Here is a 14,798-nt window from a genome sequence, read left to right on the forward strand (position 1 = left end):
CCGTGAGCACCCGTCGCTCCCGCCGCGCCCCGCTCGGCGCCGCCCTGGCCGTCGCCGCCGCCCTGGCGCTGGCCGCCTGCGGCTCCGGCTCGGGCTCCGGCGGCGACTCGTCCGCCGCCTCGGGCACGCCCGACGCCTCGGCCGAGATCGTCATCGGCTCCACCAACGAGCCCACCGGGCTCGTCCGCAACGTCGGCGGCTCCTCCGGCGTCTCCCAGACCATGACCCGGAACGTCTTCGAGGGCCTCACCTCGGTCGACGTCGACGGCCAGGTCATCCCGACGCTAGCCGAGTCCTGGGACGTGTCCGAGGACGGCCTGACGTACACGTTCCACCTGCAGCCGGACGTGACGTTCCACGACGGCACCCCGCTCACCGCGGACGACGTGGTGTGGAGCATCTCCGAGGCGATCGGCCCGGAGTCGAAGTCGGCGCGCAAGAGCGACCTGCTGGTCATCCAGCAGGCCACCGCGGTCGACGACGCCACCGTCGAGCTCGACCTGTCCCGCCCGTCGCAGGGCCTGACGTTCTACCTCGCCTCCGTCACGATCGTGCAGGACGGCGACACGGAGCTGACCAGCGACAACGGCACCGGCCCCTACCGGTTCGTCGAGTGGGTCCAGGGCGACCACCTCACCATCGAGAAGTACGACGGCTACTGGGGCGAGCCCGCGAAGAACGCCGGCGTGACGTTCCGGTTCTTCCAGGACACCACCGCGCTGAACAACGCGCTGCTCACCGGCGACCTGGACCTCGTCATCGCCGAGGACTCCCCGGACCAGCTCGTGCAGTTCGAGGACAACCCCGACTTCACGATCACCGAGGGCACCTCGACCACCAAGCAGCTGTGGGCGTTCAACGACCGCGAGGCGCCGTTCAGCGACGTCCGCGTCCGCCAGGCGCTCTACAAGGCGATCGACCGCGACGCGATCCTGTCGGCGGTCTGGGACGGCTACGGCCAGGTCATCGGCTCGATGGTCCCGCCGACGGACCCGTGGTTCGTCGACCAGGCCGACGTGCACGGCTACGACCCGGAGGCCGCGCAGGCGCTCCTCGACGAGGCCGGCGTGACGGACCTCGAGATCTCCGTGGACTACATCCCGGACGACACCACCGAGGCGATCCTCGCGCTGCTCACCAAGAACCTCGCCGCCGTGGGCGTCACCCTGACGCCGAACCCGATCGACGACGCCACCTGGTACCAGAAGGTCTACACGGACCACGACTTCCAGACGACCCTCATGGGCCACGTGAACCCGCGCGACGTGCTCTGGTACGCGAACCCCGACTTCTACTGGGGCTACGACAACCCGGAGGTGCAGGAGTGGGTCGCCCAGGCCGACCAGGCGTCGACCGAGGCCGAGCAGGTCGACCTGCTGAAGCAGGTCAACGAGACCATCGGCGAGGAGGCGGCGTCCGCCTGGCTGTACCTGGACCCGCAGATCCGCGTCGCCCGGGCCGACGTCACCGGCTTCCCCGTCGACCAGGTGACCGAGTCGTTCTACGTCGCCGACATCGTCCGGGAGTCCTGAGACCGTGCGCGCTGCACTGCTGCGGATCGGCGCCCTGCTGATCTCCCTCGTCCTGGCCAGCGTGGTCGTGTTCGTCGTGCTCCGGCTGCTGCCGGGCGACGCCGCGGGCGCCACCCTGGGCGTGGGCACCACCACGGACCAGCTCGACCAGCTCCGCTCGGAGCTCGGGACGGACCAGCCGGTGGTGACGCAGTACGTGCAGTGGCTCGGCCAGGTCGTCCGCGGGGACCTGGGCACGTCGTTCGTGTCCCGGCTCCCCGTGGCCGACCTGATCACCCAGAAGCTGCCCATCACGGTGCCGCTCAGCCTGTCCGCGTTCGTCCTGGCCGTGCTCGTGTCGGTGCCCCTCGGCGTCATCGCCGCGGTGCACCGGCGCGGGCCGGTCGGGGTCGCGGTGTCGGCGGTGTCCCAGCTCGGCGTCGCGGTGCCGGTGTTCTGGGTGGGCGTGCTGCTGGTGCTCGTCCTCGCGCTGCAGGCCCGGTGGCTGCCGGCCGGCGGGTTCCCCCGCACCGGCTGGGACGACCCCGCGGCCGCGGTGCGGTCGCTGGTGCTGCCGGTGGTCACGGTCGCGATCGCCATGTCGGCGGTCATGGTCCGGTACGTGCGGTCCGCGACCCTCGACGTGCTGGACCAGGACTACCTGCGCACCGCGCGGTCGCTCGGCTACGGCCGGTGGCACGCGCTGGCGCGGCACGGCCTGCGCAACGCGGCCGTGCCCGTCGTGTCGATCCTCGGCATCGAGCTGGCGACCTCGCTGCTCGGCGCCGTGGTGATCGAGAACGTGTTCGCCCTGCCCGGGCTGGGCACGCTGCTGCTCGACTCGGTGACCTCCCGCGACCTGCCCGTGGTGCAGGCCCTCGTGCTGGGGCTCACCGCGGTCGTGCTGATCATGAACGCGCTGGTCGACCTCGGGCAGCGCGCCATCGACCCGCGGCTGCGGACGGCGGAGGTGGCGGCGTGAGCACTCCCCACGACATCGCTCGCTCCGCTCCCGATCTCGCGGGGGCCCCGGCATGACCGGCGAGCTGACCACCACGACCCCGGTCGCGCGGGGGGTCGAGGCGCCCGCGGCCGCCCCCGGGCGCCCCGGCGGCGCGCGGTCCCGCGGCGCCCGTCGGCTGCCGCCCTCGCTCGTCGTCGGCGCCGCCCTCGTGGGGTTCGTCGCCCTCGTCGGCCTGGTGTCGCTGTTCTGGACCCCCTACGCCCTCGACGACACCGGCACCGGCGAACGGCTCGCCGGGCCGAGCGCCGCGCACTGGGGCGGCACCGACCGCCTCGGCCGGGACCTGCTCTCCCAGCTGATGACCGGCGCGGGCAACGCCCTGATCGTGGCCGCCGCGTCGATGCTGGTCGCCGGGGTGCTCGGGGTCGCGGTCGGCGTGCTGGCCGGCGCCACCCGGCGCTGGGTCGACGTCACCCTGCTGTCCGGAGTCGACCTGCTCATCGCCTTCCCCACGCTGCTGCTCGCGATGCTCATCGTCACGGTGCGCGGCGCCTCGCTGTCGTCGGCGATCTGGGCCATCGGCATCTCCGGGTCCGCCGTGATCGCGCGGGTGACCCGGGTCAACGTCGCCCGGGTGCTGCGCGAGGACTACGTGACCGCCGCGCACGCCTCCGGCACCGGCTGGTGGGGCACCGTGCTGCGGCACGTCGTGCCGAACGTCTGGCCGACGCTGCTCGTCCAGCTGATGCTCCTCGGCGGCGGCGCCGTGCTCGCCGAGGCGTCGCTGTCCTACCTGGGTCTGGGCGCCCCGCCGCCCAACGCGTCCTGGGGCCGGCTGCTCCAGGAGGCCCAGTCCACGATGCTCGTCCAGCCCTGGGGGGCGATCCTGCCCGGCGTCGCGATCGTCGTGGCCGTGCTGGGGCTGAACCTGCTCGGCGACGGGATCCGCGAGCGCACCGACCCGAACCTCAGGGGTGACCGATGACCGCCCTGCTGTCCGTCGAGGACCTGACCGTCACCACCTCGACCGGGCGCCGCATCCTCGACGGCGTGTCCTGGTCGCTGGACGCCGGCGGCCGGCTCGGCGTCGTCGGCGAGTCCGGGTCCGGGAAGTCGATGACGGCCCTAGCCGTGCTCGGCCTGCTGCCCGAGGGGATGCGCGCCACGGGCCGCGTCCTGCTCGACGGCGAGGACCTGCTCACGCTGCCCCCGCGGCGGCTGGCGAAGGCGCGCGGCGGGCAGGTCGCGATGGTGTTCCAGGAGCCGCTCACCGCGCTCGACCCGCTGATGACCGTCGGCCGGCAGATCACCGGCCCGCTGCGGCTGCACCGCGGGCTGCGCGGCGGCGCGGCGCGGGACGAGGCCGCCCGGCTGGCGCGGCTCGTGCACCTCGACGACACCGAGCGCATCCTCGGGTCCTACCCGTGGCAGCTGTCCGGCGGGCAGCGGCAGCGCGTCGCCCTGGCGATGGCCCTGGCCTGCGAGCCGCGCGTGCTGCTCGCCGACGAGCCGACGACCGCGCTGGACGTCACGGTGCAGGCCGAGGTGCTCGACCTGCTGGACGACCTCGTGGACCGGACCGGGGTCGCGCTGGTCTTCGTCACGCACGACCTTCCGGTCGTGGCTCGCGTCGCGCGGGACCTGGTGGTCATGCGCGACGGGCGGGTGGTCGAGCACACGTCCGTCGGTGCCGCGCTGGCCGGCGGCGAGGCCGCGTACACGCGGGAGCTGGTCGGGGCGGCGCGGGCCGTCACCGGCCTGCCGACGTCCGGGGGCCCGCGATGACCGCCCCCGTGCTCGAGGCCGTCGACGTCGTCCGCACCTTCGGCGCCACCCGCGCGCTCGACGGCGTCTCCGTGCGGGTCGAGGCCGGCCGCAGCGTCGGCATCGTCGGCGAGTCCGGCTCCGGGAAGTCGACCCTGCTGCGCCAGCTGCTCGCCCTCGACTCCCCCACCGCCGGCGAGGTGCGGTACCGCGGCGAGCCCCTGGCGCGGCGCGACCGCGGCCTGCTGCGCCGGCTGCGCGCCGACGTCCAGCCGGTGTTCCAGGACCCGCGGTCCTCGCTCGACCCGCGGATGCGGGTCGGTGCGGTCGTCGCGGAGCCGCTGCGCTCGCTGAAGGTCCCCGGCGACCACCGGGAGCGGGTCGCCGAGGTGCTCGCCGCGGTCGGCCTCGACCCCGACGTCGCGTCCCGGTACCCGGCGCAGTTCTCCGGCGGCCAGCGACAGCGCATCGCGATCGCGCGGGCCCTCGCGCCGCGCCCGTCGGTGCTGGTCGCCGACGAGCCGGTCTCAGCGCTCGACGTGTCCGTCCGCGGGCAGGTCGTCGACCTGCTCCAGCGGCTCGCGGCCGAGCAGGGGCTCACGCTGGTGCTGGTGTCCCACGACATCGCGATCGTCGGGCGGCTGTGCGAGCGCACCGTGGTGCTGCACCACGGCCGGGTCGTCGAGGAGGGGCCGACGGCGTCGGTGCTCGCGGACCCGCAGGAGGCGTACACCCGGAGGCTGCTCGCGGCGGTGCCGCAGCTGCCGGGGGTCTGAGCCGGGGATCACCCCCGAGACCGAGCAGCGCACGCGAGGAACGGGCCGACGTCGTCGGTCATCGGTCTCGCAGAGTGTCCGTCAGTCGCTGCCGCACCGTGAGGGGTGCGAGCAGCACCGTCAGCAGGACGCCGGTCGACGCCGCGGCAGCCGCCTGCGCCACCGCCGTTCCGGCGAGGTCCCACGGGGCGCCTGCACCGGTCACGACCGCGCACGCCGCCGCGCCGAGGAGCACGCCGGCTGCGGCCGCCGGCACGAGCACGAAGATCAGCTCGACGGCGGCGAGCGCCACGACCACGGAGCGGGGCGTCCCGAACGTCCGGTAGACCGCGAGCTCGGTGCGCCGCGCCCAGAGCGCCAGCAGGGCGGTCGCCGCGATCACCGCGCCGCCGACCGCCCAGGGCTGCAGGTGCACCGTGGACCGCCACCGCTCCACCGGGGTCAGGACGCCTTCCTGGTCCCTCAGGTACGGCGAGACCGAGGCGACCCCGTCCGGGAACGCCCCGACGAGGACGTCGCCACCGTGCGGCGCGGCACCAGGGTCCATCCGGACCCAGCAGGCCGACAGCGGCGCGTCCGAGGTGACCGGCACGGTGAGCCCGGACGAGAGCGCGCTCACGGGGGCGGCGTCGAGCACCTCCGTGACCTGGACCGCGCGGCTCCCCGCCGCGTCGACCAGCCAGCTGCCGCGCCCGACCTCGCCGAGCGCGGCGAGCTCGGCACCGACGGTCGCGGCGGCCCACGGCGCCGAGGGCACGAACACCTGCGCCGCGCCTCCCGTCAACCCGGTGACCGGCAACGGCGAACCGCCCGGGAAGGCGCGCAGCTCCGTGGGCGGCTCGGCCGCCACGCCCCCGGAGACAGCGACCCCGGGCAGACCCGTCAGCCGCGTGCATGCCGCGCCGTCGAGCGGGACGCTGGGCTCGGACGCCGTCGCGGTCCAGACGAGTGCTCCCGCGGCCCGCCGCGCCGACTCCTGGTGGAGCGCGGCGCCACCCTGCAGCAGCAGCAGCGTGACCACCGCGGCCGACACGAGGGCGCTGAGCACGCCGAGCACGGCGTGCGCCGGTCCGAGGTTGCGGCGCGCCTCCACCAGCAGCTCGTCAGGACGCCACACGGCGCACCTGCTCGGGCGGTTCGAGCTCGACGACGACGTCTGCCATCGCCGCGACCGCCCGGTCGTGCGTGGCCAGCAGCACGGTCGTCCCGGCGGCCGCGGTCAGCAGCGCGCGGGCGACGTCCCGCCCGGTGGCGGCGTCCAGGTTGGCGGTCGGCTCGTCCGCGACGATGACACTGGGCCGGGCGGCGAGCGCACGGGCGACCCCGACGCGCTGCGCCTGCCCGCCGGACAGCGTCCGGGCGACCTGCTCCGGGTCCTGCACCCCGACCCGACGCAGCAGGGCGACCGCCTCGCCACGGGCGTCCTCGCGGGTCCCGCCGGCCGCGAGCACCGGGAGCAGCACGTTGTCGACGGCTGTCCGCCGGGGGAGCAGGTTCACGGTCTGCAGCACCCAGGCGACCTCGCGGCGCAGCACCTCGGCACCGTCGCGGACCGTGCGCGACCGGCCGTTGATCCGGACCTCGCCGGTCGTCGGCGCCAGCAGCAGCCCCGCGACCGCGAGCGCGGTGGACTTGCCCGTGCCGGAGGGCCCCATCAGGGCGAGCGAGGTCCCGGTCGGCACCAGCAGGTCGAAGTCGACCAGGACCGGCCTCGTCGTCCCCGGGTACGTCACCCCGACCCCGGTCAGCTGGAGGGACACGTCACGTCCCCGCGCATCACCGCCGGGTTCACCAGGACGGTGGCGCCCTCGTCGAGTGCCGGCCGGATGCGCGCGGTCCCGTCGACCCCGGCCCCGACGACCGCCACGGGCACGACGTCCCCCGTCGCCGCGTCCACCACGCAGGTCGCGCCGGACGCGTCGGTGACCACCGCGGCACCGGGGACCGCCTGGCCCGGCTCACCGGTGACCAGGCGGATGCGACCCGTCACCGTCACGCTGCCGTCGACCGCCGGGGTCGCCAGCACGACGCTCAGCGCGGCCGCCTCGTCCGGCACCGTCCAGGTCCCGTCGGCGGCCCGGGTGAGCGGGATCTCGTGACCGGGGGTCACCAGCTCGTAGTCCCCCGCCGGCCCGGGGGACGCCGTGCCGACCTGGTAGCCCGTCGCCGTCGCCGTCGCCGTCGCGACGGGATCGCCTGCAGGGGGTGCGGGCTGGCCGGACTGGACCGCGACGGCGTCGACCACGAACGGGACGACCGGCAGCCGGGTGAACCACTCGGCCCGCAGCTCCCCGGTGGGCTGCGCGACACCGAGCGAGCGCTCGTACGCCCGGACCGCCGCAGCAGTGCTCGCGCGGAACCGGCCGTCGACCGGCACGTCACGTCCGGTGAGCGCGGCGAGCAGCCCCTGGGCCGCACGGACGTCCTCGCCCTCGTCGCCGACCCGAAGCGTCCGGTAGAGCACGGTGTCTCCCGCGTAGGCCACGACCGGCACCCCGTCGACCGCGTACACCGCGGTGCCCGCCGCCAGCTCCACCCCCGGGGCCGCCGCCACGGCCGTCACGGTGCCGGTCAGCGCGGAGGCGAGCACGTCGGGCCCCGGTCCGAGCGTGGCGGTCAGGCTGCCGTCCGATGCGAAGTCGAGCTCGGTGGACGTCACCGGCGCGGCGACCGGGACCGGATCGGGATCGAGATCGGCGAGCGCCTCCGGGGCCCCGCGCGTGAGCAGCCACACCGCGAGGACCGCCGCGGCCACCAGGGCGACCACGGCGACCTCGTAGACGCGGGCCCGCCTCACCCGGACGACCCGAAGAGCCGGGTCGAGTACTGGTTCCAGCAGGTGGTCGCGTCCGTCACGTCCGTCCCCGCCCGCTCGAGCTGCTGGATCGCCTGGCCCACGTCAGCCGCCGTCGAGGACGAGGTGATCCCGGTGACCCCCGCGCCGTCGAGGCAGGCGATGAGCTGCCCGTAGACGGCCTCCCGCTCCGCGCCCGACAGGGAGACCTGGTCCTGGAAGGCGATCTCGGCCGCCATCAGGCCGTAGCGCTCCTCGCAGGCCACCAGGTCCTGCTGCCCGGAGGACGACCCGCTCCCGGTGCCGGACCCGGAGAACTGGAAGCCGTAGGTGACCCCGTCGGTGCGCCGCTCCACGTCCTCGACGTCGTAGCCCTCGTCGGCCATGCAGCTGTGCACGGCCCGGACGATCGAGAGGTACTCGGCCTCGGTGATCGGTCCCGCTGAGTAGGAGGGGCCCGGGACCGGCTCGTCCGCCGTCGCACCGTTGTCCGTGCAGCCTCCCAGGAGCAGGAGCAGGAGCGCGGCGAGGCCGCACCCCGTGGTCACCGGGGTGCGACCTCGCCGCGCTCGAAGGGTCGTCATCAGCAGGACAGGGACTTGTACGCGGTCGCCCCCTCGGTGGCGTTGGTGTTCTTGTCGTTCGCCCAGGCATACGTGCGGTACGTGCCGGCCGAGCAGCCGGAGGAACCCGACGCCCGCAGGGTGGTGGTCCCGCCGCTCGTCTGGATCACGTTGGCGACGACGGTGCCGCTGCGCTGGAGGGCGGCCTCCACCCGCGAGATCACCGGGTTCGAGGTCCCGCAGGTGGCGGTCGCCGAGTAGTAGATCCGTCCCCCGCTGGAGTAGGGCGCGGACGGGTAGAGCGCGCAGCCCGGCTGCAGCGCCGCCGACGCCGGCGCCGCCGCCGCGAACACGGTGCCGGCGGCGAGGACCAGCGCGACGAGGCCGGAACGGAGACGGGCGGTGGAATGACGCATGAAAAGCCCCCTGAACGTCGAACCTGGTGGTCAACGGCGGATTCGCCCGCCGCGCGAACCACGTTAGCGACCCCCGCCACGCCCGCGCAGGCGTTTCGCACGACAATTCTCCCGGGCTTTCTTCCTGAGCCGTTCCGCCCCGGCGGCCGGCACCAGGCAGGCCGGACCGGGCGCCGGGCGCGCGCCCGGTGCCCGGCGCACCGCGCTTCAGCGCGCCGGCTTCGGCTCCGGCACCGGCTCCGTCCCCGAGGCCCGCGCCGCGCGCTGCGCCTCCCGCGCCTCCGCCTGCCGCGCCGCCTCCGCGCCGGACGCGATCTCCGCCCGGACGTGCTCCGGCCCGTACCCGAATGCGTCGACCAGGTCCTGCGCGTGCGGCCGCAGCCGGACCAGCAGCCGCTCGATGTAGGACGTCACGGTGCGCGCCCGGCCCGCGGACAGCCGCCCGTTCACCAGGTACCAGGCGAGGTTCCGCTCGATCACGGTGAGGCCGAACAGGTCCCGCAGGCGGGTGAGCACCTGGCGGGTGCCGGCGTCCGGCACCGCGTCGAGCGCCCGGGTGAACGCCTCCCACTGCAGCAGCTCGGCGTGGGCGCGGGCGGTCTCGACGAGCTCGTGCTGGTGCGCGTCGAACAGCTCGGCCGCCACCTCGGGGGTGGCGCGCCGGGCGGGGCGGAGGGCCTGGGCGAGCTCGGCGACCATCGTCGCCACCCGGTCGGCCAGCAGGTCGCGCTGGGTGTGCGGGTCCCGGAGCTGGCCGGCCGACCGGCGGGCGTCGCCGGCGTCGACCAGCGTCTGCACCGCCCGGGCGAGCGGCATCCGGTGCAGCGCGGCGTCGGCGGCCTTGCCGGCCACGAGCCGGGCCATGACCGCCGGGTCGCCGCCGACCTGCGCGGCGTACCGGGCGAGCAGCCGCTTGCCGACGAGCTGGTACAGCACGGTGTTGTCGCCCTCGAACGTCACGTAGACGTCCAGGTCGGCCCGCAGCGAGGTCAGCCGGTTGGCGGTGAGGAAGCCGGCGCCGCCGCACGCCTCGCGGCAGGTCTGCAGGGTGCGCAGCGCGTGCCAGGTCGACGTCGGCTTGAGCGCGGCCGCCAGGGTCTCGAGCTCCTCGCGGGAGTCCGGGGTGTCGTCCCGGCCGGAGAACACGTCGTCGAACGCGGCGAGCAGGTGCTCGTGCGCGAACGTCGCGGCGTAGGTCTCGGCGAGCAGCGGCAGCAGCCGGCGGCGGTGCTCGCCGTAGTCGAGCAGCACGACCTCGTCGGTCGGCGACGCCCCGGCGAACTGCCGGCGCTGGTTGCCGTAGGTCACCGCGACGACGAGGCCGAGCTTCGCCGCGTTCACCGCCGCGCCGTCGAGGGAGACGCGCCCCTGCACCAGCGTGCCGAGCATGGTGAAGAACCGGCGGCCGGGGCTGGCGATCGGCGACGAGTACGTGCCGTCGGCGGCGACGGAGCCGTACCGGTCGAGCAGGTCGGCGCGCGGGACGCGGACGTGGTCGAACCACAGCCGCCCGTTGTCGATCCCGTTGAGCCCGCCCTTGAGGCCGTCGTCCTCGCCGCCGACGCCCGGGAGGAAGTCGCCGGTCGCCGCGTCGCGGATCGGGACGTGGAACGCGTGCACGCCGTGGTTGACCGGGCGCGGGTCGTCCGGGCCCTGCGACACGAGCTGCGCGAACACGACCGCGGCCGTGCCGTGCTGGCCGGCGTTGCCGAGGTAGTCCTTCCACGCCGCGCGGAACGGCGTGTGGATGACGAACTCCTCGGTCGCCGGGTCGTAGGTCGCCGTGGTGCCGATGCTGGCGACGTCCGAGCCGTGGCCCGTCTCGGTCATCGCGAACGCGCCCGGGACGTCCACCGACATCGCGCCGGGCAGCAGCCGGTCGTGGTGCCGCTCGGTGCCGAGGTGCAGGATCGCCGACGCGTACAGGCCCCACTGCACGCCGGCCTTGATCTGCAGCGACGGGTCGGCCGCCACCAGCTCCTCGAACCGGGCCAGGCTGCCGCCGTGGTCGTCGGCGCCGCCGAGCCGCTCGGGGAACGCGCGCAGGACGTCACCCTCGCGCGCCAGCGTGCGGAGCTGGTCGAGGACACGGGCGCGGTGCTCCGGGACGGCCAGGCCCTCGACGCGCTGGAACCGCTGCTGCGCGACGACGTCGCGGGCGCCGCGGCGCAGGTCGGCGTACCGGCCGAGCAGCAGGTCGGTCAGCCGCGGCACGTCCACGCGCGCGTCGGCGTGCGTCCGCGGGTGCCCGGCGCCGGTGGGCCGGACGGTCGCGGTCGGGGTCGTCACCGCCGGGCCGGGGGTGGTGGCCGGGGTCGGTGCGGTCGTGGTCATGCGCGTTCCCTCCGTCGGTGCGTCGCCGTCGACGCACGGTGGTGGATCAGTCCTGCGGGTGCTGCTCGTCTCGCTGGTCTCGCTGGTCACGCGGGTCACGGTGCGGCACGGGCTCGGCGCGGCCGGCCTGCTCGCGGGTGCGCGCGCCGACCGGACCGGCCCACAGCCAGGCGGCGACGCGGGTGGCGACGTCCTCGCGGTCCTCCCGGGGGGCGTCGGGTGTGCCGGACCCCGCGAGCCAGCGCTCGCCCGCCCCGCGCACGAACCCGACGGCGCCGGCGGCCCAGAGCCGGGTCCAGGCGGCGTCGGCGGGGTCGGCCGCGGCGCCCGGCCCCTGCTCCAGCGCCCGCACGAACGGCGCCGCCACGAGCTCGGTCACCGAGTCGAGGAAGTGCCCCACGGAGCCGCCGCCGGTCACGAACGCGTACACGTGCGGCGAGGACTCGATCATCGACAGGTAGGTGTCGACCATCCCGCGCAGGGCGTCCCGCGGCCCCGCCGCGCCCGCCGCCGCGGCGTCGAGGGCGTCCCGGATGTCGGTGACCACCGCCGCGGCGACCGCGAGCTGCAGGCCGTCCTTGTCGGTGAAGTACCGGTACACGATCGACTTGGAGGTACCCGCCGCCGCCGCGATGTCGTCCATCGACACGTCCGGCCCGCCGTGGTGCACGACCCGGCGCGCGACGCGCACGAGCTCGGCGCGGCGGGCCTCGCGGTGGTCCTCCCACCGGGTCGACCGGCCGTCGTCCGTCGCCGTCGACGGTGCGCGGGTGATCGGGGTCACAGAACCGACGGTATCAGGTACTGTGAGTTTCGGGCACCGTCGCTGCAAGGGACCGAGGTCCCACTTCCCGGCGCAGCGGACGGCACCTGACCCGGCACCACCCTGATCGACGACGATGCGGGAGGACCCCGATGGCACCGACCCCCAGCTCACCCACCGCCGACGCGACCACCACGACCGGCGGCTCGCGCGCCGTGGTGGTGGGCGGCAACCGGATCCCGTTCGCGCGGGCCGGCGGCCCGTACGCCCGGGTGAGCAACCTCGACATGCTCACGGCCGCGCTCGACGGGCTCGTCGCCCGGTACGGGCTGCAGGACGAGGTGCTGGGCGAGGTCGTCGCCGGCGCCGTGCTCAAGCACAGCCGCGACTTCAACCTCACCCGCGAGGCCGTGCTCGGCTCGCCGCTGTCGGCGCGCACCCCCGCGTACGACCTGCAGCAGGCGTGCGCCACCGGGCTCGAGGCGGTGGTGTCGATCGCGAACAAGATCCGGCTCGGCCAGGTGGAGTCGGGCGTCGCGGGTGGCGTCGACTCGGCGTCCGACGTGCCGATCGCCGTCAGCGAGGGCCTGCGCCGGACGCTGCTGACCCTGGCTCGCGCGAAGACCGTCCCGCAGCGGCTCAAGGCCGCCGCGGCGCTGCGGCCCGGGGACCTCAAGCCGGCCACGCCGCGCACCGACGAGCCGCGCACCGGCCTGTCGATGGGCGAGCACCAGGCGCTCACCACCGCGCAGTGGGGCATCACCCGGCAGGCGCAGGACGAGATCGCGCTCGCCAGCCACCAGCGGCTCGCCGCCGCGTACGAGGACGGGTTCTTCGACGACCTCGTGACCCCGTACCGCGGGCTCGTGCGCGACCAGAACCTGCGCGCCGACACCTCGCTGGAGAAGCTCGGGAAGCTCAAGCCGGTGTTCGGCACCCGCCTCGACACCCCGGCCACGATGACCGCGGGCAACTCGACCCCGCTGACCGACGGCGCGTCCGCCGTGCTGCTGGCCTCCGAGGACTGGGCCCGCGCGCGCGGCCTCACCCCGCTGGCCGCGGTCGTCGACGCCGAGACCGCCGCCGTCGACTTCGTGCACGGCGAGGACGGGCTGCTGATGGCCCCGGTGTACGCGGTGCCGCGGCTGCTCGCCCGGCAGGGCCTCGGGCTGGCCGACCTGGACCTGGTGGAGATCCACGAGGCGTTCGCGTCGACCGTGCTCACCACGCTGGCGGCCTGGGAGGACAAGGAGTTCTGCCTGTCCCGCCTCGGGCTGGACGACGCGCTCGGCACCGTCGACCGCGACCGCCTCAACGTGCACGGCTCCTCGCTCGCGGCCGGGCACCCGTTCGCCGCGACCGGCGGGCGGATCGTCGCGACGGTCGCCAAGACGCTGCACCGGCGCCGCGCCGAGCTGCTCGCCGCGGGCGAGGACCGGCCGGTCCGCGCGCTGGTCTCGGTGTGCGCCGCCGGCGGCCTCGGCGTCGCCGCGATCCTGGAGGCGGTGTGATGGCCACCGACACCTACCTGGACCTGGTCAACAGCGGCTTCACCGCGAAGGTCGCGAAGCAGCTCGGGCTCCCCCGCCCGGCGCGGCTGCGCCGGTACCGCGCGGGCACCCCGCTGGTCGACGGGCCCGTGCTGGTGCTCGGCGAGGGCGGCGACGCCGACACGCTCGCGCAGTTCCTCTCCGGCACCTCGCCGGAGCACAAGGGCTGGGACCTGGACGTCCGCCGGCACGCCGGCGAGGGCACCCGGTTCGCGGCCGTCGTCCTCGCGCTGACCGACGTGTCGCACCCGACGGACCTCGCCGAGCCGCTGCTGGCGCTGTCGCCCGTGCTCAAGACGCTGGCGCCGGGCGGGCGGGTCGTCACCGTCTCGCGCGCCGCCGGACCCGACCACGCGCCGGCGCTCGCCGCCGCGCGGCAGGGTGTGGACGGGGCGCTGCGGTCCATCGCCAAGGAGCTCCGCGCGGGCGCGACCGGCAACGGCGTGGTCCTGGCCGACGACGTGCCGGTCACGGCCCCCGCCGTCCTGGGCGCGCTGCGGTTCCTGCTGTCCGCCCGGTCCGCGTACGTCGACGGCCAGCTGCTGCCGGTCGACTCCGCGGCCGGCGCGCTGCCCGCCGACTGGGAACGCCCGCTGGAGGGCCGGGTCGCGGTCGTCACCGGCGCCGCCCGCGGCATCGGCGAGGCCATCGCGACCACGCTCGCGCGGGACGGCGCCACCGTCGTGGCCGTCGACGTGCCCGCCGCCGGCGAGGCCCTGGCCGCCGTCGCCAACCGGGTGCGCGGCACCGCCCTGCAGCTCGACGTCACCGCCGACGACGCGGGCGCCCGGATCCTCGAGCACGCGCTCGGGCGGCACGGCCGGCTCGACGTCATGGTGCACAACGCCGGCATCACGCGGGACAAGCTGCTCGCCAACATGTCGCCCGACCGGTGGGAGTCCGTCATCGCGGTGAACATCGCGGCGCAGCTCCGGATCAACGAGGCGCTGCTCACCTCCGGGGACTTCACCGACGCGCCGCGCATCGTGTCGCTCGCGTCGACCTCCGGGATCGCCGGCAACCGCGGGCAGAGCAACTACGCCGCGTCCAAGGGCGGGGTCATCGGCATGGTGCAGGCCACCGCGCCGCTGCTCGCCGCGTTCGGCGGTACCGCCAACGCCGTCGCGCCCGGGTTCATCGAGACCGAGATGACCGCCCGGATGCCCGCGCTGACCCGGCAGGTCGCGCGCCGGCTGTCCTCGCTCCAGCAGGGCGGGCTGCCGGTCGACGTCGCCGAGGCGGTGGCGTTCCTGGCGTCCCCGCAGGCCGGCGGGGTGGTCGGGCAGGTGCTGCGGGTGTGCGGGCAGAGCATGGTGGGCCGGTGACGGCGGTCGAGACGCCGGCGCGGGACGCGGGGGCCGGC

At 75.5% G+C, this 14,798-nt stretch carries 14 protein-coding genes; 7 read left to right on the top strand and 7 right to left on the bottom strand.

Going from position 1 to position 14,798, the window contains the following annotated elements:
* The first annotated feature begins 2 nt into the window (after positions 1 to 2).
* The 5 genes from G6556_RS10090 to G6556_RS10110 are packed head-to-tail and all read left to right on the top strand — an operon-like array spanning position 3 to position 5,015.
* Positions 3 to 1,532 carry an ABC transporter substrate-binding protein gene (locus tag G6556_RS10090; protein ID WP_166940918.1) on the top strand — a complete coding sequence of 510 codons (1,530 nt, stop codon included), beginning with the start codon at positions 3 to 5 and terminating at the stop codon, positions 1,530 to 1,532.
* A gap of 4 nt (positions 1,533 to 1,536) precedes the next feature.
* Complete coding sequence (locus G6556_RS10095; RefSeq protein ID WP_166940920.1) at positions 1,537 to 2,493, top strand: ABC transporter permease; 957 nt, start codon at positions 1,537 to 1,539, stop codon at positions 2,491 to 2,493.
* Positions 2,494 to 2,545: 52 nt separating this feature from the next.
* Positions 2,546 to 3,460 carry an ABC transporter permease gene (locus tag G6556_RS10100; protein ID WP_166940922.1) on the top strand — a complete coding sequence of 305 codons (915 nt, stop codon included), beginning with the start codon at positions 2,546 to 2,548 and terminating at the stop codon, positions 3,458 to 3,460.
* Positions 3,457 to 4,260 carry an ABC transporter ATP-binding protein gene (locus tag G6556_RS10105; protein ID WP_166940924.1) on the top strand — a complete coding sequence of 268 codons (804 nt, stop codon included), beginning with the start codon at positions 3,457 to 3,459 and terminating at the stop codon, positions 4,258 to 4,260. The genes G6556_RS10100 and G6556_RS10105 overlap by 4 nt, the downstream gene beginning before the upstream one ends.
* Complete coding sequence (locus G6556_RS10110; protein WP_166940926.1) at positions 4,257 to 5,015, top strand: ABC transporter ATP-binding protein; 759 nt, start codon at positions 4,257 to 4,259, stop codon at positions 5,013 to 5,015. The genes G6556_RS10105 and G6556_RS10110 overlap by 4 nt, the downstream gene beginning before the upstream one ends.
* Before the next feature lie 58 nt (positions 5,016 to 5,073).
* Here G6556_RS10110 and G6556_RS10115 read toward each other — a convergent pair whose 3' ends face one another.
* The 7 genes from G6556_RS10115 to G6556_RS10145 all read right to left on the bottom strand — a co-directional run bounded on the left by G6556_RS10115 (position 5,074) and on the right by G6556_RS10145 (position 11,906).
* Positions 5,074 to 6,132, bottom strand: a complete 1,059-nt coding sequence (locus G6556_RS10115; protein ID WP_166940928.1) for an FtsX-like permease family protein — start codon at positions 6,130 to 6,132, stop codon at positions 5,074 to 5,076.
* A complete protein-coding gene (locus tag G6556_RS19505; RefSeq protein ID WP_166940930.1) occupies positions 6,119 to 6,775 on the bottom strand; it encodes an ATP-binding cassette domain-containing protein in 657 nt (218 codons plus the stop codon). Before G6556_RS19505 ends, G6556_RS10115 begins: the two co-directional genes overlap by 14 nt.
* Entirely contained in the window at positions 6,760 to 7,812 is a 1,053-nt protein-coding gene (locus tag G6556_RS19510; RefSeq protein WP_166940932.1) for a peptidoglycan-binding protein, read from the bottom strand. The genes G6556_RS19505 and G6556_RS19510 overlap by 16 nt, the downstream gene beginning before the upstream one ends.
* Positions 7,809 to 8,357 carry a hypothetical protein gene (locus G6556_RS10130; protein WP_166940934.1) on the bottom strand — a complete coding sequence of 183 codons (549 nt, stop codon included), beginning with the start codon at positions 8,355 to 8,357 and terminating at the stop codon, positions 7,809 to 7,811. The genes G6556_RS19510 and G6556_RS10130 overlap by 4 nt, the downstream gene beginning before the upstream one ends.
* Positions 8,358 to 8,392: 35 nt before the next feature.
* On the bottom strand, positions 8,393 to 8,788 hold the full coding sequence (locus G6556_RS10135) for a hypothetical protein (RefSeq protein WP_166940936.1): 396 nt from the start codon (positions 8,786 to 8,788) through the stop codon (positions 8,393 to 8,395).
* 207 nt (positions 8,789 to 8,995) lie between these two features.
* On the bottom strand, positions 8,996 to 11,122 hold the full coding sequence (locus tag G6556_RS10140; protein WP_166940938.1) for an acyl-CoA dehydrogenase: 2,127 nt from the start codon (positions 11,120 to 11,122) through the stop codon (positions 8,996 to 8,998).
* Positions 11,123 to 11,168: 46 nt separating this feature from the next.
* On the bottom strand, positions 11,169 to 11,906 hold the full coding sequence (locus tag G6556_RS10145; protein WP_166940940.1) for a TetR/AcrR family transcriptional regulator: 738 nt from the start codon (positions 11,904 to 11,906) through the stop codon (positions 11,169 to 11,171).
* Between the two features lie 131 nt (positions 11,907 to 12,037).
* Here G6556_RS10145 and G6556_RS10150 point away from each other — a divergent pair, with 131 nt between their 5' ends.
* Together G6556_RS10150 and G6556_RS10155 are read left to right on the top strand one after the other, a co-directional pair.
* Positions 12,038 to 13,396 carry an acetyl-CoA C-acetyltransferase gene (locus G6556_RS10150; RefSeq protein ID WP_166940942.1) on the top strand — a complete coding sequence of 453 codons (1,359 nt, stop codon included), beginning with the start codon at positions 12,038 to 12,040 and terminating at the stop codon, positions 13,394 to 13,396.
* Positions 13,396 to 14,760, top strand: a complete 1,365-nt coding sequence (locus tag G6556_RS10155) for a 3-oxoacyl-ACP reductase (protein WP_166940944.1) — start codon at positions 13,396 to 13,398, stop codon at positions 14,758 to 14,760. Before G6556_RS10150 ends, G6556_RS10155 begins: the two co-directional genes overlap by 1 nt.
* Positions 14,761 to 14,798 lie beyond the last annotated feature (38 nt).

This window comes from Cellulomonas sp. IC4_254, from assembly GCF_011603975.1.
Lineage (GTDB): Bacteria > Actinomycetota > Actinomycetes > Actinomycetales > Cellulomonadaceae > Cellulomonas.